The following is a 20,768-nucleotide window of genomic DNA, read 5'->3' as shown; positions in this document are numbered from 1 at the left end:
ACAGTTATTTAAACTTCAGATTTAGATTTATACCAAAAGTTCTTGTTGCGGGTAATGATGCTCCTTCTATTCCTGCATAAGCAAGACTGGGAGAGAACTGGGATTCTGGGTCTATATTTTTAGTATACTTCAGGATAGTTAATAGATTCCTTCCTATTAAATCAATTGATGCATTTTTAAAAGGCGTTTTATTTAATATTTTGGACGAGAATGTGTAGCCAAGCACAACTTGCCTTAATTTTATAAAACTCCCATTTAACACAGAGAGTGCAGAGATATTTGTAGCCAATGCAGGGTAATAGTTGTAGGCAGGAACATTTGTGGTATTTGTTTCTCCATTTTCATACGCACCGTTAGCAACAATACCTGTTTCACGACCATAAAGCGTTGCCTTATTAAGACCAAGAACATAGGAGTAATTTTCCGTAGCCGACAGGATTTTATTCCCAAATTTATAATCTATCAAAAAGCTTAAGCTGAAGCTTTTATATTGAAAGTTATTACTGAACCCTCCATAGTAAGATGGTAGAATACTACCCATTGGTTTCATATCTCCTCGCTTTGGAACCCCATCTGAACCAATAATAATGTTTCCATTTTTGTCACGCTGGTAATCATAAGCCATAATCTGAGTAATCGACTTGCCAACAACAAGTGCAGTATTTGCATTTAATGGTCGATAAGTGCCACCAAATGCATAGCTACTGATACCATCTATTGATATCAATAAGTTATTTATATGACTGGCATTAATTCCTGCCTTCCAACTAAAATTTTCATTGGTTACAAAATTGGTTTGTATAGAAGTTTCAATACCTGTATTACGGGTTTTACCTAAATTTACATAGGCAGATGTGAATCCTGTAGCTACAGATTGTCCGGCATTAATAATTTCCTTATTGGTAATCCTGCGGAAGTAAGTGAAATCAAGATCTATTTTGTTGCCAAAAAGTTTTAAATTAATACCAGTTTCAAATTCATTTAAGGTGAATGGTTTCAGATTGTAGTTTGGTAAATCTCTTGAAAAATTCCCTAAAGGAACACCGTTTACAGATTTGTCTGAAGAATAATAGATCTGCGTAGTATAAGGCACTGCTGGTTCTCCGCTTGTTTGAGCAAAACTTGCTCTTATTTTACCAAAATCCAGACCTTTTACTTTCAAAAAGTTAGAGAATATAAAGCTTCCTGAGACACTTGGAACAAAAATCCCTCTGTTATTGCTGGGAAGTGTAGAATATACATCGTATCGTCCGGTAGATGATATAGTAAGGTATTTTTTGAAATCAAAGTCAACTGTATAGTATGCCGACTGAGTAACAATTCTTGAAAGTGCATCTTTGCTGCTAACAGCCGATAGATTATCAACTGTATACAAATAGGGTATGATAAATTGGGTACCTGTTAATTCATTAGATTTTGTTCTTCTATTGCGAAAGCTTGCCCCTGCAGATATATCTATGTTCAGGTCTTTAGTAATGTCTCTGTTTCCTGAAAGAAGAATATCAGTATTTAATTCTGATGTTTTTGATTGATTTAAGGCATTTATCCCCCCCTGACCATTTATAGAAAAAGCCGTTCCTGTTGGTACAATACTTATAACATGGTCGTTACTGATGTCATAACCAAATCTTCCCTGTATAAAAAGCCTGTTGCTTAAATCGTATTTGATAAGCGCTGAGGATATTAACCTGTCGCGTGTAGCATTGTCTTCTTTTTTATTGATGGTGAAATATGGATTAGTTTTATACTCATCCGCGTTCCACCTGGTTTCAGCTCCCGTATTTACATCATATCCCGGGGCTAACAAGGCCTGATCTGCACTTGTTGCTATGGCGTTGATACCATAGTTTGCATTAATAGGACCATCGCTAAGGTACGATCTGTTTTTGCCCCGCTCATAAATGTAATTGCCATTTAAAGTGAGTGTGAGTTTTTTCGTTAAGTCATATGAGGCAAATATGTTTGAGGTTTTTCTGTTCAGATCGCTATTTCTTAAAATAGATTGATAATCAAGAATTGAAGCTGATGCGTGATAGCTGCTTTTATTCGATCCGCCATTTAGAGAAATGGTATTTGTAAAAGCTGGCGCCGTTCTATAGAATCTTTTAATATTGTCTTTTACCGGTAAATATGGACGATTTTCTCCATTAATTTGTACGCTTGGCTGTCCATCCATCTTTTCTCCCCAACTAAGTATACCGGTTGCAATTGCTCCTGCAATGTTTTGTGGTCTTAAGTTTTGAGTGCCCTGACCATATATGTATTGATAATCAGTATTATTTACAGGATTGTCAAATGAGAAATTGGAATTGTATTCAACAGAATTACCCGATTTCTTTTTTCCACTTTTAATTGTAATTATGATCACACCATTTGCAGCACGTGCACCATATAAAGCAGAAGCCGAAGATCCTTTTAATACAGTAATAGTCTCTACATCATCAGGATTGATGTTACTAATTCCATCCCCATAATCTACACCTCCATATTCATTTGCACTTCCACGCTGAGTATTATCTATAGGTATCCCATTAATAATAAAAAGAGGAGGCCCTGCATCCTTACTTGCCGCACCTCTTAGCAGTATTCTGGCAGACGAGCCTGGCCCTCCATTCACACCACTAACATTTAGGCCTGCTACCAGTCCTTCTAATGCCATGGCAAGGTTCGATTCCCTTGCCTTTGTTAATAAAGAGCCATCAACAGTTGATACTGAATAACCTATTTTTCTGTTCTCTTTTTTAATATTTAAGGCTGTTACTATAACTTCATCCAGCATCTTTACTGAATCAACATCCTTATCTTCAGCCGATCTCAGTTTTATAACAATAAGATTCTTGGAAAGAAATTTATAGTTGTAATTGGTGCTTGTAAGAATCTGGTCTAGTACTTTAAAGGTCTCCTCATTCTTAACATTGATGGTAATTTTCTTATCAGGAATTTTACGTTCACTAAATACAAATCGATAAAAGGTCTGATTTTGTATCTCATTAATAACTTGATCAAAACTTGCCGATTCGAGCTTTAATGTCACTTTCGTTTGCGAATGGACATTAATTGCTATCATAAGGAAGCAGAAAATCAATACGTGCCGCATCGTCTTCATCATAAGCTTCGTACTCGGGTCTTGATGGTAAATTGGTTAGAGGGATTTTAATAAATATATATAATATTCCCCTCTTTTTTATAGCTGAAATTTTCTATATATCTCAAAGCATTTAATAGCTCATCGATGCTTTCTTTCTCAAACTTTCCCGTGAAAGTATAATCTTTCTTTTTCTCATCCTTAAATCTTATCTCTACGCCATATTTTCTTTCAGCTTCTCGGGCAATAGAAACGAATGTTTGATTCTTGAATACTAACCTATCATTTAACCAGGAGATTTCCATTATGCTGTTGCTGCTGCTATCTCTTGAATTATAATAAGTCAAAGGAACTATTGTATAATTAACATTGTTTTTGTCAGCAAGGGTAAACTTCTGGTTTGGTTTTAATATGATCTTTTCAGCAGGTTTGTTATTCAATGTGATCTGAATAAGCCCTCTTACCAAAGTTGTCTCAATAAATGAATCATCCTCATAAACTTTTACATCAAAAGCAGTTCCCAATACCCTTATACTCATATGTTTCGTATGAATAATAAAAGGGTGTTCAGAGTCTTTCTTAACATCAAAAAAAGCTTCGCCATTCAAATGTACTTCCCTGTTTTTTCTGCTAAAAGACGCTGGATATTTCAATTGAGTTTTAGAATTTAAGTTTACCTGAGTACCATCTTCAAGTATAATTTTTGATTTATCCCCACTCGGGGTTTGCAAAACTTTCCATTCAGTAATATCGTTTTTCCCGGCTGAATTATCTGGAAAAAAATAATATACAGCAAAAGAACAGATACAAAAGGCAATAACAGCCGCAATTCGGTACCAGTTAATAAATTCTCTTCTTACAGGCCTTTCAATATTTTGAACAGGCTTAGGCTCCGGAACAGCTATTTGTTGTTTAATCTTTTCAAAAACTGAATCAATATTGTTAGTACCTGATTTTTCGTCATTAAAATAACCGGTTAGATTTTCGTACTCATTTCTATGAACGGTACTTTTTGAAAGTAGTTCTTTAAGCTCAATAAGCTCTTTTGGTGAAATTTCACCAGCTAATCTTTTGCCCAGTAACTCCGTAAATCTTTGATCAGTCATTTGTGTTTTTTGTTGTGTTATTATTATAGTACTGTTTTTAATTAAAAATGCCTACAATACTCTAAAAAATAGTTTGTTATGCTTATTAAAAAAATAAGACTTATAATTTTTCCACTAATAAGTTTGTCATTGTTGCCACTTTGATCCTTACCTTCTTTATATGCGAAAAGTGTAACCCTTAGTTTATCAATAGCTCTAAAAAGCTGTGTTTGCACTGTTCTTGGAGATATATTTAGAATTTCAGCAACTTCTTTATATCTCATTCCATTTTCTTTAATCAACCTAAAAACCATTTTTGCCTGCAATGGAAGTTTTTCAATTGCACTATCTAATTCAACATGTAACTCTTTTCGTTCCAGCTCTTTCTCTGGATTACTATTGTCCGAGAATGGATACTCGCCCGACAATTCTAACTCAGTTATGCGAATCCCTGAATATTTTTTAAGATGTTTTAATGATTGATTTCTTACCGCAACAAACAGATATGTTTCAGGGTTGATTACATGCAGGTTTACTTTTCTGTTTTCCCAGCACTTTACAAATATTTCTGAAATGATATCTTCAGCAATCTCCTTTTGAGTTACATAGTAACAACAAAATTTAAAAAGTTTATTGAATAGCGCATAGTATAAAGCCTCAAAGGATTTAACATCGTCTTCAACAGACATTCTGATCCACAGACTGGATAAGTCGGGCTTTACTGTTTTCAATTGCTAAATAGATTCATTTTTTTCCACTGCAATGTAGCGATTAAAAATAATTTCAAAAAAAATGAATTCTCTGTAGGCAATTTCTTTCTGAAATAGGTCTCTTCTCTAAATACGGATCATTGTGTGCTGTCAATTGCTTTGAGACATCAAAGAATTCGCTAACCAAGCTCATTTACAATTAACCATTTGTAAATAATGGACTGTATTAATGAATATTATTAAACTAAACTAAACAAATGTATGAAAATGAGGAAAGTTCATTCCACAACCAGTGCCCTAGAAATCACATTTTCTAGCACAACCAGAGGCTTGCGGAAGCTAGCACTCGTAGCAGTTGCTGCGCTTGGCTTACAGAATACCGCTAAAGCTGAGGGTATTGTAGTAAACAAAAGCCTATTCCCAAATCTCTCCAAGGTGGTAAAACATCCGATTAATGTAAGTGAGACAGTTGCTAAGACTGTAACCGGATTAGTAATTGATGATACCGGATTACCACTTCCTGGTGCAACCATTGCTGCAAAAGGTACCAAGGCTAAAACGGTTACCGGTAGTGACGGTAAGTTTATGTTAAATGTTCCTGATAATGCCTCCATACTAGTAGTTTCCTATATTGGCATGGAATCTCAGGAAGTAGATATCAGCAATTTAACCACCGTAACTATAACATTAAAACCTTCCGGTAACGCAAATCTAACAGAGGTAGTAGTTACCGCTTTAGGTGTTAAACGTGAGAAAAGAGCGTTGACCTTCGCTGCACAGCAACTTGTAGGCGCAGAACTTACTAAAGCCGGAAGTCCCAATTTCATGGAGGCTTTAAGTGGTAAAGCTGCTGGTGTTGATATTGGCATCAGTAATTCCGGTGTTGGAGGTTCAACAAAAACGGTATTAAGAGGCTCAAAATCAATTGCTGGAAGTAGCGAAGCGCTTTTTGTAATTGATGGGGTGCCTGTAGTAAATAACAAAGGTGGGCAGCCGGGGTCTTATGGTGGAACGGATGGCGGAGATGGTCTTTCTGCACTAAATCAAGACGATTTTGAGTCAGTAACTATTTTAAGGGGTGCCAATGGAGCTATTTTATATGGTAGCCAGGGAGCTAATGGCGTAATTTTAATCAACACTAAGAAAGGTCAGGCCGGCAAAATTGCTATCGCTTTAAATTCTACGATAAATTTCAGCAATGCTGCTACATTACCTGAATTTCAATTTGATTATGGTGCAATAGGTGGTAGCGATTACAGTTGGTCCAAAACAAAAGGAGATTACCAACGTAATTACATTAATGATTTTTTTCAAACCGGTGTAAATACTATTAATTCACTTTCAATATCAGGTGGGAATGAAAGAACAACTACTTATTTCTCGTATGGAAATAATAATGCATCGGGCATTGTACCAACCAGCACTTACAATAAGCATAATGTTACCTTTAGTCAGGAGACAAAAATATTTGATGATAAACTGACTTTGAGTGGAAATGTAAGGTTCTCTAATGAAAAGTCAAAAAATCGCCCTGGAGCCGGTTATTACAATAATCCGTTAACGGGATTATATTTATTTGCTCGCGAAAGAGATTTTAATGATTACAAAACCAATTATCAGGTTTTTAATACTGAACGAAATCTGTATAAACAAAACTGGTATTCTACTGAAGAAAAACAAAACAACCCGTATTGGGAATTACATAATGACCCAAAACTTTCTACTAGTAACAGAGTAATTGCTTCAGCAAAAGCTTCATACGCATTTTTACCACATTTTAAATTTGATGTACGTGGGAACATTGATTATAATGACAGATTATTAGACTATCGTTATGCTGCAGGGGGCAACTCGGTAAGTGTAAGTTCTAACGGAACATGGAATTACGCCAAGTATAATGACAAGGCCTTATATGGTGATGCCATTTTAAGCTATGACAACACTTTTGGTAAATTCAGTTTGAACAGCGTATTGGGGGGAAGTATCCAGGATTACACGTTTAATGATGGGATGACTTTTGCCAACGGCACAACACCGCTCCAGTACCCGAACTTTTTCAGTTTTGCAAACCTACCTTATAATCTGGTTATCAATCAGACCTATAGCAGAGTTCAGAAACAGGGCTTATTTGCCAATGCCTCTCTAGGGTTCAAAGATATGATCTATGTAGATCTGGCAGGGCGTAACGACTATGCGTCTACTTTGGCAACGACCGGAAACGATTCTTATTTTTATTATTCCGCGGGGATGTCTGCCATAATCAGTCAGATGGTAACCATGCCCAAAGAAATCAATTTCTTAAAACTAAGGGCATCGACCTCGCAGGTCGGAAATGAGGTACCCTATAATATCGTAAACCCGGGTAATGTTATCGGTGGTGCAGGTGGACCGAACGGCATAGGTGGAATTACCAGAAATACACAGACACCTTTTGCGACATTGGTACCTGAAAAAATAACCAGTAATGAGATTGGCCTGGAAAGTCGTCTTCTAAACGATAGATTAACTCTTGATTTTACCTATTATAAAAATACAAGTACCAACCAATTTTTATCTTTGCCAGCTCCCTCGGGTTCAGGTTACACCTTTTACTACGTGAATGCGGGTAAGGTTACCAACCAGGGTTTTGAGTTGACACTAGGTGGTGACCCAATAAGAAACGAAAACTTCCAGTGGAACACATCTGTTAACCTATCGCAGAATAAGAACAAGATTGTAGAGTTGATTGCCGATAACCCCGGTTATCAGGTAGGTAGCGATAGCGAAGGTTTTAATTCAATAATCAAAGCTGGTGGTTCTTTTAACGACTTATACATTTTCAAATTTGCACGCAATGCTTCAGGCCAGATTATATTGGATGATGCTGGAAAACCGAGTAAGGCTGCTACACAGGAATATGTTGGAAATTTAAATCCAAATTTTATAGCCGGTTGGAATAACACATTTACATATAAAAACTTAAGTTTAAGTGCTCTGGTAACAGCTAAGTTCGGAGGTGTTGCTTTCTCTAAAACTGAGGCTTTCCTGGATTCTTACGGAGTAAGTAAAAGAACTGGCGAAGCACGAGATGCAGGAAGTATTCCAATTAATGCCGTAAAGGGCACTACCCCTCAAAGCTCAATTGATCCTGCGCTGTACTATTCAACAATTGGTGATAGAAATGGGATTATGGAGCCTTATGTATTTTCCCGCACCAATGTCCGTTTGGCACAGGTATCTTTAGCTTATAATTTGCCAATTAAGGGTACAGCTATAAAATCAGCTTCTATTTCGCTAATCGGGCGTAACCTGTTTTTCTTCTATAAAAAATCACCTTTCGATCCGGAGCAGGCGATGAGTACCAACAATAGCATGCAGGCTAATGATATTTTTGCTATACCTGGTACACGTTCTTACGGGCTAAATCTTAAGTTAAACTTTTAATGTCTTAAAATAATGAAAAAAATATGTTTAATGGTGCTTGCTTTGATCGTACTCAACTCCTGCACCAAGAATTTCGAAGAGATAAATACAAATCCAAATCAGATAACAGATAAAATGTTAGAGCAGGATTTTAATCTGGTTGGATCTTCCTTCTCAGTTATGTTGTTTAATCTGATGGGCCATCAAATTGAAGAAGATCTGTGCTATGATAACTGGATGGGATATATGGGTTCTCCAACTCCTTATGTTGCAGGGGTAAACAATACTACTTATTACCTGCGCTGGATTGATGCATATTGGAATCGCATATATGGAAGTGTAATGTCTCCATCAAAACAGGTAATACAGCTTGCCGAAGAAAAAAAACTACCATTATTCGCTGATTGGGCAAAACTGGTTAGGATATTGGCTATCTCGAAATTAACGGCCATCTATGGTCCCGTGATCTATTCGAACTATGGTACGGCTGGCTTAGGTTCGATCAAATACGACAAGGAGTCGGATCTATATAACAATCTGTTCACGCAGTTAGATGAGATTGAAACAAATTTCAAAGCCAACACTTCGTACACCGGATTTACCAAATTCGATCCAAGCTATAAAGGCAACGTCGCTTCTTGGTTAAAATTACTTAATTCGGTACGTTTCCGTTTGGCCATGCGTTTGGTTAAGGTTAGCCCTACAGTTGCTCAAACACAAGGAGAAAAAGCTCTGGCCGACCCAGTTGGATTAATTAGTACTAATGCCGAGAATTTCCTTATTTCGTTAAATGGAGAGGTAATGCCTGTTTCGATGATTTCTTTTGACTGGAACGATACCCGTATGGGTGCAACCATGGAGTCTTTTATGGTGGGTTTAAAAGACGGACGTATGAACAAATATTTTGCTGAAGTAAGTGATGCCAGTTTAGTTACTGACCATCCTGCATACAAATATAAAGGTATTCGCAGCGGCGCTTTCATAAATGCCAAAGATGACAGAGTTTCCTATTCTACAGTGAGTACAGATTTCAAATCAGTACAAAACAGAAGAGGGTTTACTGCATCGGAAATAGCTTTTTTGAAAGCCGAAGCAGCATTAAGAGGATGGGCAAACGCAGGAGATGCTAAAACAAACTATGAAAATGGAGTCCGCCTTTCTTTTGCCGACTGGGGAGCCGCAGGTGTTGATGCTTACTTGACTGATGCAACAAGTAAACCAATCAACTATATTGACCCAAAAGACAGTAAAAATAATTTCACAGCACTTTCTACCATTACAATAGCCTGGGATGCTGGTGACTCTAATGAACTGAAACTGGAAAAAATTATCACACAAAAATACTTAGCTACTTTTACCAATACTTTAGAAGCATGGGTAGATTTTAGAAGGACAGGCTACCCTAAAATTCCACATGTTGCTAAAAATGACAGTAGTCCGGATTGGGGTGTAATAACAGCCGATCAATGGATAAAGCGACTAGTATTTGTGCCAGCAGAAAGAACAGGTAATACTGCTGCTGTTGCCGAAGCTGCGACTTTTTTAAGCTCCGGTAAAGACGATATTGCATCACGCTTATGGTGGGATACTACCACGCCAGGTAATTTCTAAACTTTTCGCAATAATAGTCCTAAATGGCTGCCTTATGGCGGCCATTTTTGTAAACTAACACACATAACAGGCTAATTTGGCCATCTTTATAGCATGGCCAATTACCAACCGCCTTTTTTCGCTCAATTGTAAATAGAACCTAAAAAGTACTCCCATTTCATTAATAGTTTAATAAATATAGGAGTACAATGGAGCGCGAATATTATTTTCTTTTACGGCCTTCTATGTTTGGTAGAAATGCAGTAAAAATTCCGATTAATGGAAGGAAAGCACAAATTTTAAACACGTATTCAATACTGGTTTGATCTGCAAGTTTGCCAAGGATAGCGGAACCTAGGCCTCCCATTCCGAAAGCAAAGCCAAAGAATAAACCGGCAATCATTCCTACTTTTCCTGGTACAAGTTCAGTAGCATATACCAATATTGCAGAAAATGCTGAAGAAATTATAAGCCCTATAACAACAGATAAAGCACCTGTCCAGAAAAGCGAAACATAAGGCAACAATAAAGTAAATGGTGCAGCACCAAGGATCGATATCCAGATAATATATTTGCGACCAAATCTATCACCCAATGGGCCGCCAATTAATGTGCCGGCAGCAACAGCCCCTAAAAAAGCAAATAGGTAGACTTGAGACTGTTGCACCGACACATTGAATTTATCCATTAGGTAGAATGTGTAATAACTAGTCATACTAGCCATATAAAAGTATTTCGAAAAGATAAGAACCAATAAAATACCAAGGGAAATCACCACACGATTTTTGGATAAATGATGATGTACTTCTTCTTTAACAACACTTTTATTTAATGCTTTTAATTCCAATTGTTCCTGATACCATTTTGCAACTCTCGATAAGACTACAATACCTAAAATTGCAGCTAATGAGAACCATATCATATAAAATTGACCATAAGGGACAACTATAATCGCTGCCAAAAGCGGACCTATAGCACTTCCTGCATTACCCCCCAGCTGAAAAATAGACTGTGCCAATCCCTTTTTTCCACCTGAAGCTAAATGTGCAACGCGGGATGACTCTGGATGAAATATTGAAGAGCCCACTCCTATTAAACTTACTGCCAAAAGAATATTAACAAAACTAGATGCAAAAGATACCGCAATGAGGCCCAATAATGTAAATCCCATTGCTATTGCAAGAGAATACGGACGCGGTTTTTTATCGGTGTAAAATCCGATAAATGGTTGAAGTATTGATGCCGTTAACTGATAAGTTAAAGTAATGAGACCGATTTGGGTAAATGTAAGATTAAACTTTTCTTTCATTACGGGATATACAGCAGGAATTACAGCCTGAAGCATATCATTAAGTAAGTGAGTAAAGCTTATGGTAAATAAAATAGAGAAAACCGTTTGTTGAGCAATCTTTTTTGAATCAATAACGGCTGTATTTGTAAAAGATGTTTTTTCCATTGTTTTAGATCAGATCATCTGATGTTTTGTTATAAATTTTTACTGAGATACGTGTCCTAATATTTTTGCTGCAATGGTCCATGCTTTCTTAGCATCTCCTGCAATAATACTTTTTAGCAGTTGCTCATGATATATATAAGTTTCTTCAAATACTTTAACATCCGGATGTGTTTGAAGAAACCAGTTTTTTAAGTGGATGGAGGCCGATTTATATAAATCTGCCAGTATTTCGTTCTTTGATGCAAGAGCTATTGCTATGTGAAACTGAACATCAGCTTCTATACATTCATCAATTAATCCAGCCTTAGCAGCCCTTTTTCTGTTTCCCAGGTGAGCTCTTATAGCTATGATATCACTTTCAGTTCGGTTATGTGCTGCCAGCTCTGCAATTTTCATTTCAAGTAATTGTCTAACCTCATCCAGGTCCTTAACATTAGCCCTTTTCAACCTTAGCTCCATAGGCTCCCTGTTTGCTATAGCTTGATCCACAAAGGTTCCAATTCCCTGTTGCACTCTAAGTAACCCTGAATTTGCTAATATCTTAATAGCTTCCCTTATGGTTGAACGTCCAACTCCAAAGTTTTTCATCAACTCCGGTTCTATCGGTAACTGTTCATTCACTTTGTACTGACCAAGAGATATCTGCTCACTTAATCGCGAGGCCACTTCATCCGCCAAAGACTTTTTTTGTATAAGATTCTTCATGCTAATTCATCATATCATCAGATTAATTCAAATGTAAAGATTAAAACTCAATTCGCAAATAAAACCACAAAAAAAGGGTTCAAATCTAATTGAACCCTTTCTCCTAAACCAAACTAACCATAAACTAGTTAAACACTAGTTTGTTTTTTTACTACTTCGCTGCTTTAACAAAGTTCAACACGATGTAAGCAGTTTTTGATCCATATTCAACAGGCGACTTAATTACCATAGTGTTACCATCAGTTGAAGAAAGAACAGACCTGTAACCTGATGTTACGTTTTTAGCCTTTTCACCTTCAAAGATCTTTTTAAACTGAAAAGTTTCATCTGCCGGACTTACAGACCAATATATTTTCTGAGTTTTTGCCTGGCAAGCTCCGCCTCCTGGCAAGGTATAGCTACCATTACCACTATTAGTCAAACTCCAGGTACTACCTTGAAAACAAGTATAAGAACCTTCATCAAACAATGATTTTACTGCGGCTTGTGGTACACCTTCAAATGTGATATCATTTAAAACCCAATTACCAGTTACATTACCTTTCTTTAAACTTTGAACTGCTCCTCCTTTAGGCGAGCAACTTTGCAATACCATTAACGAACTACATAAAATGGCTGCTATCAGTAATATTCTTTTCATATTCTTCTTTAATTTGATATTTCAATTACATAAATCTTGCCAAAACTTAAGGCGAATAACATTATACCCTTAACTTTGCTACACCCAATGCCTATTCTTAACTTTTAACCCCGTAATAATGAAGCCAGAAACACTTGCTATACATGCTGGAAATTTATATAAAATCAGCACCAAAGATGTAACACCTCCCATAAATCTTTCTACCACATTTCTTAGAGATGAAGACGGTGGCTACTCTGGTGGACACATGTATAGTAGAGTAAGTAATCCAAACAGATCAGCGCTGGAAAAAGCATTATCAGCGCTCGAAAAAGGTGTAGAGGCTTGTGCATTCTCTTCAGGAAACACCGCAGGTATGGCCGTTTTTCAGGCATTAAAACCAGGAAGCCATATCATTGCACCTGACGATATGTACTGGGGCTTTAAAAAACAACTGCAAACTATTTTTAAAGATACTCTTGAAATAGATTTTTTTGATCTTACGAACCTTGATAACATTGCAAAGTTCATTAAAAAAAACACTGTTCTTATATGGGTAGAAACGCCTTCAAATCCATTATTAAAAATTACAGATATTTCAGGAGTCTCAAGAATTGCCAAAGAGAATAATCTTATACTTGCCTGCGACAGCACTTTTGCTTCCCCATGCTTGCAAAATCCAATTGATTTTGGAGCGGACATTGTAATGCACTCTTCAACAAAATATATTGGTGGTCATAGTGATGTCCTTGGTGGTGTTCTTATTACAGCAGAAAAAAGCGAATTCTGGGAAAAGATCAGAAACATACAACAAGTTGGCGGTGCAGTGCCCTCTCCTTTTGATTGCTTTCTTTTAGTGAGAAGTATCAAAACTCTAGCATACCGTATGCGTGGACACTGTTCTAACGGAATGGCCTTAGCATTACACCTTGAAAAACACCCAGCTATAGACGCTGTCTATTACCCAGGTTTAGCAAGTCATCCTCAATATGAAATAGCAAAGGTACAAATGACTGGTTTTGGCGGAATGCTTTCTGTTTTAGTCAAAGGTGGATCTGATGAAGCCAGAAAAGTGGTCAATAAAGTTAAACTTTTTGCACAGGCGACTAGCTTAGGTGGAGTTGAAAGCTTAATTGAACATCGTGCATCTGTTGAAGGGCCTGACACTAAAACTCCGCAAAATTTAATTCGGATATCTGTAGGACTAGAACACATTGATGATTTAATAGCCGATTTGGATCAAGCATTAGCTGAGTAAAGCTTAAGAATTTTATCAAAAACACAAATTAGAATACTGAAATACAAATAGTTAATAAATATCCAAAATATAATTTTGGATATTTATTAACTTAAATCTACATTTGCATTATCATTTAGCGAAAGCTAATCAAGTCAACCTTCCTTAACAAAAGGTTTGATTTATAAAGAAGTGGCGAGAGACAGGCTCTTTGACCCACTGGCAACCCTCCCAAAATGGAGAAGGTGCCAATTCCTGACCAAAAGACATGGTGTCATTTGGAAAGATAAATTGAAACAAAATGAAAACTGTAAGAATTACTTCGAATCTATTCAATTATTGTTATCCTCAGCAGGCTAATTGCATGTGCTGTTGCATACTATAATTTACAAATCTTCCTTTTGCATTTCAGATTCATACGGAAGGCCTCTTACAGGGGTACGAAAAAACTATATACGTTTCTGAAACTAAAATCAAGTAAAACGTATCCATTCAAAGAACTTAATAAGAACCACTTATAACTAAATATAAAATGTCAACATCTCACAAATTCGAAACATTACAAGTACACGCAGGCCAGGAAATTGATCCTACAACAGGTTCAAGGGCTGTTCCATTATATCAAACTACCTCTTACGGCTTTAAGAACTCTGAGCATGGTGCAAATTTATTTGCGCTAAAAGAATTCGGTAACATCTATACAAGGATCATGAATCCAACGACTGATGTTTTCGAAAAAAGAGTAGCAGCTCTTGAAGGTGGTGTTGCGGCTTTAGCAGTAGCATCCGGACAAGCGGCCCAATTTATTGCACTAAATAATATTCTACAAGCAGGTGATAACTTTGTATCATCTTCACATTTATATGGCGGATCATACAATCAGTTTAAAGTAAGCTTTAAACGCCTAGGTATTGAAGTTAGATTTGCCAATGGTGATGACGCCAATGATTTTGAATCAAAAATCGATGCAAACACAAAAGCGATATACTTAGAAACCATAGGCAATCCTGCTTTTAGCATTGCTGATTTTGAAAAATTATCTGCTATTGCAAATAAACACGACCTACCTTTAATAGTAGACAATACTTTCGGTGCTGCCGGTTACTTGTTTAAGCCATTAGAGCATGGTGCACACATTGTTGTTCAATCAGCAACTAAATGGATTGGCGGCCATGGAACCAGTATTGGTGGTGTAATCGTTGATGGAGGAAATTATAACTGGGGTAATGGCAAATTCCCTCAATTTACTGATCCATCTGACGGATATCATGGCTTAATTTTTAACGATGTTTTTGGAATTGGCGGTCCTTTTGGCAATATTCAATTCATTATTCGTGCACGCGTTGAAGGTTTAAGAGATTTTGGCCCTGCCATCTCTCCTTTCAATTCTTTCCTTTTAATTCAGGGATTAGAAACACTATCATTACGCGTACAACGTCATGTTGATAACACCCTTGCTTTAGCTACCTGGTTAGAGAACCATGAAGCTGTTAAAAGTGTAAACTATCCAGGGCTTGAAAGCAGTCCATACCATGCAAATGCTAAGAAATACTTAAAGAATGGTTTCGGCGCAGTGTTATCTTTTGAACTGAAAGGAGATAAAGAAAAAGCAACTGCATTTGTAGACAACCTAAAACTTGTGAGCCATCTTGCAAACTTAGGTGATGCAAAAACGCTGATTATACAACCTTCGGCAACTACCCACCAGCAGTTAAGTGATGCGGAACAAGTTGCAGCAGGTATTACAGCAAGCCAACTACGTGTTTCTGTAGGAATTGAACACATAGATGATATTAAAGCTGATTTCGAGCAGGCTTTTGCTGCAATAAACAAATAACAATAAACGATACAAGATCTAAAGAATGAGCACTACCGCAACATATGTATACACAAAACAATTTAAACTGGAGAACGGTAAGAAACTGCGTAAACTAGAAATTGCTTATCAAACTTATGGCAAATTAAACGCCAAAAAAGATAACGTAATTTGGGTATGCCATGCACTCACTGCCAATGCAGATGTTTTGGATTGGTGGAAAGGGCTTTTCGGTAATAATGACCTGTTTAATCCTGAAGAACACTTTATCATTTGTGCAAATGTATTAGGTTCTAATTATGGCACTACTAATCCTTTAAGTGTAAATCCAGTAACAGGACAACCTTATTACCTTGCTTTTCCAGAATTCACCATTAGAGATATGGTAGCTGCTCATCGCTTACTTGCATCGCATCTCGGCATTCAAGACATTAAAGTCTTAATTGGTGGCTCCCTTGGTGGTCAACAGGCTTTAGAATGGGCTATTACTGATAACAAAAGCATAGAAAATCTAATTCTTGTGGCTACAAATGCGGTGCATTCCCCTTGGGGAATTGCATTTAACGAGAGCCAGCGTTTAGCAATTGGCACGGATCGTACATTTTATGCCCAGCAACCAGATGGTGGTCTAAAAGGTTTAAAAGCTGCAAGAAGTATTGCTTTATTATCTTACCGCACTTACGAGGCTTACTCAGCTACTCAATTAGAAAGTGTAAACGACAAAACTGGTTCATTTAGAGCTGCTTCTTATCAGAATTATCAGGGAGAAAAACTATGTAAGCGCTTTAATGCATACAGCTATTGGTACTTAAGTAAAGCCATGGACAGCCATAACGTTGGCCGTAACAGAAAAAGTATAGTTGATGCTTTATCATTAGTTAAAGCAAACACTTTAGTAATAGGAATTGAAAACGACGTTTTATTCCCACTTTGTGAACAGGATTTTTTAGCAAAGAATATTCCTGGAGCAGCACTTCAAAGTATTAGCTCTGCTTATGGTCATGATGGTTTTTTAATTGAAACTGACATTTTGACTAACATAATCGGAACATTCTTGAAAGAGAGTGCAAATAAGAAAATAATTAAATTACATAAAACAGCATAGTATTTAGATGAGTAAGAAACTTAAGATCGGTTTATTTGGTTTTGGAGTTGTTGGTCAAGGACTACATGATATTATTCGTGGTCAGGATCTAAACCTTGAAATCGTTAAAATAGCTATTAAAAATCCTGAGAAAAAACGTAGCCTTGACGCGCATCTTTTCACCACAAATCATGATGAGATATTAGACAATAGTGAAATCAACACTATAGTTGAATTGATTGATGACGCGGAAGTCGCATATAACATTGTAAAAAGAGCATTAATTAGTGGAAAGAATGTAGTTTCTGCTAATAAAAAAATGATTGCTACTCATTTGGCTGAGTTGGTTGAGTTGCAGGAGAAACACAACTCTTCGCTTCTATATGAAGGTGCAGTTTGTGGCAGTATACCCATTATCCGTAATCTTGAAGAGTACTACGATAATGAATTACTTCATGGCATCAGCGGAATATTCAATGGTTCTTCAAATTATATTTTATCTAAAATATTTAATGAAAATCTTGAATACGGTGTTGCATTAAAGCAAGCTCAGGATCTTGGCTTTGCCGAATCCAACCCTATCCTTGATGTTGGAGGCTACGACCCTAAATTTAAACTGGCTATCGCAACTGCTCATGCGTACGGATTGTTTATTGATCCAAATAAGATACTTAACATAGGGATACAAAACTTATCTGAGCACGACATTAAATACGCCAGAGAAAAGAACTTTAAAATTAAGCTGGTACCTACTGCACGTAAAATAAGCACTAAACAGATTGTTACTTATGTATTGCCAAAATTTGTAAAATCTGATGATTTCTTATTTAATGTAGAAAACGAATATAACGGAGTAACTGTTCAAGCGGCCTTTGCAGATAAGCAATTTTTCTTCGGAAAAGGCGCGGGCGGCCACCCTACAGGAGCTGCTGTTCTATCAGACATAGCTGCATTAAGATATGATTATCGTTATGAGTACAAGAAATACCATCAGAATAATGGATTAGTACATACTGATAATGTAAACATTGAAGTTTATCTTCGTTATACTCATGAGTATACGCTGGACAAACTTCAGATAGATAATATTATTGAGCGGTTCTCCCGCAATGATTACAAATATGTAATTGGGAATGTTAGCCTGAAGAGTTTATTGGCTAACCGCGACCTTCTTGAGCAAAAGGATATTTTTATTGCTCATACTGGTAGGTACACTTACACAGATCAGCAAATCTTAAAGATTTCTGAGGAGGAAGTGTTATTTAACTAGTTATTATTTTTGTTTTGATAGTGAAAAGGCCCCAAATGGGGCCTTTTACTTTATATTATATTTCTCTGTTCAAATCCCAGTTTTCAAGGTAATCTGCTACCCTTCTAACAAAAGAACCTCCAAGCGCTCCATCTACAACCCTGTGGTCATAAGAAAGTGAAAGGAACATCATATGTCGTATAGCTATTACATCGCCAAATTCTGTTTCTAATACAGCTGGTTTCTTTTTAATTGCGCCTACAGCTAAAATAGCTACCTGTGGCTGATTAATAATAGGCGTACCCATCACATTACCAAACGAACCTACATTAGTTAGCGTAAACGTACCATTTTGCGTTTCATCAGGTTTAAGCTTTGAAATACGCGCTCTCCTTGCTAAATCATTTACCGACTTAGTTAAACCAACCAAATTAAACTGATCCGCATTCTTAATAACGGGAACAATCAGATTGCCACTAGGCAAAGCAGCGGCCATTCCAATATTTATATCTTTCTTTTTAATAATCTGGTTTCCGCTTACAGAAACATTGATCATTGGATAGTCTTTTATTGCTTTAGCAACAGCTTCTATAAACAATGGAGTAAAGGTAATCTTCTCATTTTCTCTTTTTTCGAAGCTATTTTTTACTTTCTCACGCCACAAAACCAAATTAGTTACATCTGCTTCAACAAATGATGTTACATGAGGAGAAGTTTGCTTGCTCATTACCATATGCTCGGCAATCAGCTTACGCATCCTATCCATCTCTATAATCTCATCACTGCCACTCACACTAGTCAATGGTTGAGATACAGGTTTAGTAGGCTGTACACTTGGATTGTTCGTGGGAGCATTAACAATAACCACTGGTTCTGCACTCTTAGGTGTTTCCGAAACAGCGTTACCTAATGATCCACCTGTCTTTTTATTTTGAATATAATTTAACAAGTCATCCTTAGTTAAACGTCCTTCAGCACCTGTACCAGATATAGAATCCAGTTCACTTACAGCAATATTCTCCTGTGTAGCGATATTTTTTACCAATGGAGAATAAAAACGATCGGAGCTATTATCTTTCACAGCACTTCTAACTGTATCATTTGACACCAATTGTTCTGTACCCGGGATACTTTCAACAATAGGTTGAGCAGTTTCTTGTGTAGTAACTGGCACATGCTCACCAACTGAAGAATCTGTTTCTATAATTGCAATAACAGTACCTACCTGTACCACTTCATCTTCCTTAAATAACTGTTTAATTAGCTTACCTGCTATTGGCGAAGGAACTTCAGAATCAACCTTATCTGTAGCTATTTCCAGAATCGCATCATCCATCTCTATCATATCTCCGGGCTGCTTAACCCATTTAATGATGGTTGCTTCCGCAACACTTTCCCCCATTTTAGGTAACAATAATTCGTATTGAGCCATTTTTTATTTTATGATTGATATCGGATGCAAAAGTAAAGTATTTTGAACACTTAATCCCCATATTGGTTAAGTTCGTTCAAAATCATGGTCAAAGCCGCTATGGCTGAACGCTCTATGTTTTGAGCTCTTTTGTTTCCAAAATTATAAACCTTTGCAACAACACCCTTGCTGCTAGCTACTGCAATCCACACTGTACCAACAGGTTTACCCGGCATACCGCCATCCGGGCCGGCAATTCCACTTACAGCTACTGCATAGTCCGTTTTAAAATGATCTATTGCTCCCTGAGCCATTTCTTTTACGGTCTGCTCACTCACCGCACCATAATTATTTAGTGTTTCAGAACTAACACCTAATACCGATTCTTTAAGTTCATAAGAATACACAACTGCTCCACCTACATAAACTGAAGAACAACCCGGATGCTGGGTAATAAGGTGAGCAATGTAACCTCCAGTGCAGCTTTCAGCTGTCGAAAGTGTAAGCTTCCTCTTATCCATTATATTTAGAATCGCTTTTTCAAGAGCAATATCTTCTTCTACAACAACGTTTTTCTTTACCCTGGCAATAATTTGCTGCGCATACACCTCAACCTCACCTTTCAAGATTGTTTCGTCCGTACCCTCACTACTCAATCTTAAACGTACTTGCCCTAATCTTGGTAAGTATGCAAGTTTAATATGTTCAGGTAAACTGTTTTCAATATCTTCAATCTCAGCAGCAAGAAATGACTCTCCTATATTAGCTGTAAGTATTGTTTTATGAACAATAAAAGGGAGCTTGAATGCGCTTTTTAAACGTGGAAGAATTTGCTCTTGCATCAAATACATCATCTCGAACGGAACCCCCGGCATAGATACTATGATGTTACCATTATGTTCAAACCACATGCAAGGTGCTGTTCCATTTTCATTTTTGATAACAGTACAACCATCTGGCACATCAGCTTGTTTCATATTAGATTCAATCATTGGCTTGTTAAAACGCGCAAAGATTTCAGTAATATGTGCTAGTGTTGGTTCATCTCTTCTGATGCCCATATTAAAATACCTAGCCAAAGTTATTTTAGTAATATCATCTTTAGTTGGCCCCAAGCCACCTGTGATTAGAATTATCCTGGCTCTTTTCTCTGCAAATGTTAAAGCTTCAATGATATGATCCGCATCATCAGATACAGACGTAATTTGTTTTACTTTAATACCGATCAGATTAAGTTCCTTAGCCATCCAGGCTGAATTGGTATCTACAATCTGACCAATAAGAATCTCATCACCTATAGTTATTATTTCAGCTAGCAT

Annotated in this window: 14 protein-coding genes and 1 riboswitch; of the genes, 6 read left to right on the top strand and 8 right to left on the bottom strand. The window is 36.9% G+C overall.

Annotated elements, in window-relative coordinates; translation table 11 throughout:
• Window positions 1–4: 4 nt before the first annotated feature.
• From HQN83_RS05240 to HQN83_RS05230, 3 genes are all read right to left on the bottom strand, one after another.
• A complete protein-coding gene (locus HQN83_RS05240) occupies window positions 5–3,067 on the bottom strand; it encodes a SusC/RagA family TonB-linked outer membrane protein (protein WP_173089283.1) in 3,063 nt (1,020 codons plus the stop codon).
• Between the two features lie 86 nt (window positions 3,068–3,153).
• A complete protein-coding gene (locus tag HQN83_RS05235) occupies window positions 3,154–4,191 on the bottom strand; it encodes a FecR family protein (protein WP_173089282.1) in 1,038 nt (345 codons plus the stop codon).
• Window positions 4,192–4,232: 41 nt separating this feature from the next.
• The gene (locus HQN83_RS05230) at window positions 4,233–4,901 is read right to left on the bottom strand and encodes an RNA polymerase sigma-70 factor (RefSeq protein WP_173089281.1); all 669 of its coding nucleotides are present in this window, start codon (window positions 4,899–4,901) and stop codon (window positions 4,233–4,235) included.
• Between the two features lie 240 nt (window positions 4,902–5,141).
• On the opposite strand from HQN83_RS05230, the gene HQN83_RS05225 reads away from it, so the two are divergent.
• Entirely contained in the window at window positions 5,142–8,303 is a 3,162-nt protein-coding gene (locus tag HQN83_RS05225) for a SusC/RagA family TonB-linked outer membrane protein (RefSeq protein ID WP_217277332.1), read from the top strand.
• Between the two features lie 12 nt (window positions 8,304–8,315).
• Window positions 8,316–9,893: a SusD/RagB family nutrient-binding outer membrane lipoprotein gene (locus tag HQN83_RS05220; RefSeq protein ID WP_173089280.1), complete on the top strand. Its 1,578-nt coding sequence runs from the start codon at window positions 8,316–8,318 to the stop codon at window positions 9,891–9,893.
• Between the two features lie 202 nt (window positions 9,894–10,095).
• On the opposite strand, the gene HQN83_RS05215 is transcribed toward HQN83_RS05220, so the two are convergent.
• From HQN83_RS05215 to HQN83_RS05205, 3 genes are all read right to left on the bottom strand, one after another.
• Complete coding sequence (locus HQN83_RS05215) at window positions 10,096–11,328, bottom strand: MFS transporter (protein WP_173089279.1); 1,233 nt, start codon at window positions 11,326–11,328, stop codon at window positions 10,096–10,098.
• A 39-nt stretch (window positions 11,329–11,367) separates the two neighbouring features.
• Entirely contained in the window at window positions 11,368–12,033 is a 666-nt protein-coding gene (locus HQN83_RS05210; RefSeq protein ID WP_173089278.1) for a FadR/GntR family transcriptional regulator, read from the bottom strand.
• Window positions 12,034–12,184: 151 nt separating this feature from the next.
• A complete protein-coding gene (locus tag HQN83_RS05205; protein WP_173089277.1) occupies window positions 12,185–12,673 on the bottom strand; it encodes a lipocalin family protein in 489 nt (162 codons plus the stop codon).
• A gap of 118 nt (window positions 12,674–12,791) precedes the next feature.
• On the opposite strand from HQN83_RS05205, the gene HQN83_RS05200 reads away from it, so the two are divergent.
• From HQN83_RS05200 to HQN83_RS05185, 4 genes are all read left to right on the top strand, one after another.
• Entirely contained in the window at window positions 12,792–13,910 is a 1,119-nt protein-coding gene (locus HQN83_RS05200; protein WP_173089276.1) for a trans-sulfuration enzyme family protein, read from the top strand.
• Window positions 13,911–14,068: 158 nt separating this feature from the next.
• Window positions 14,069–14,182, top strand: a riboswitch (SAM riboswitch).
• Window positions 14,183–14,421: 239 nt separating this feature from the next.
• Entirely contained in the window at window positions 14,422–15,726 is a 1,305-nt protein-coding gene (locus HQN83_RS05195; protein WP_173089275.1) for an O-acetylhomoserine aminocarboxypropyltransferase/cysteine synthase family protein, read from the top strand.
• Window positions 15,727–15,751: 25 nt separating this feature from the next.
• Window positions 15,752–16,810 (top strand): homoserine O-acetyltransferase family protein, encoded by a 1,059-nt coding sequence (locus HQN83_RS05190; RefSeq protein WP_173089274.1) that lies wholly within the window; start codon window positions 15,752–15,754, stop codon window positions 16,808–16,810.
• 7 nt (window positions 16,811–16,817) lie between these two features.
• Entirely contained in the window at window positions 16,818–18,059 is a 1,242-nt protein-coding gene (locus tag HQN83_RS05185; RefSeq protein ID WP_173089273.1) for a homoserine dehydrogenase, read from the top strand.
• Window positions 18,060–18,114: 55 nt separating this feature from the next.
• On the opposite strand, the gene HQN83_RS05180 is transcribed toward HQN83_RS05185, so the two are convergent.
• Complete coding sequence (locus HQN83_RS05180) at window positions 18,115–19,470, bottom strand: dihydrolipoamide acetyltransferase family protein (RefSeq protein ID WP_173089272.1); 1,356 nt, start codon at window positions 19,468–19,470, stop codon at window positions 18,115–18,117.
• A gap of 50 nt (window positions 19,471–19,520) precedes the next feature.
• The gene (locus HQN83_RS05175; protein ID WP_173089271.1) at window positions 19,521–20,768 is read right to left on the bottom strand and encodes a competence/damage-inducible protein A; all 1,248 of its coding nucleotides are present in this window, start codon (window positions 20,766–20,768) and stop codon (window positions 19,521–19,523) included.

It is taken from the genome of Pedobacter foliorum (assembly GCF_013266735.1).
Classification (GTDB): Bacteria; Bacteroidota; Bacteroidia; order Sphingobacteriales; family Sphingobacteriaceae; genus Pedobacter; species Pedobacter foliorum.
Note: the sequence above shows the minus strand (reverse complement) of the source record. Positions and strands in the feature narration are given on the sequence as shown.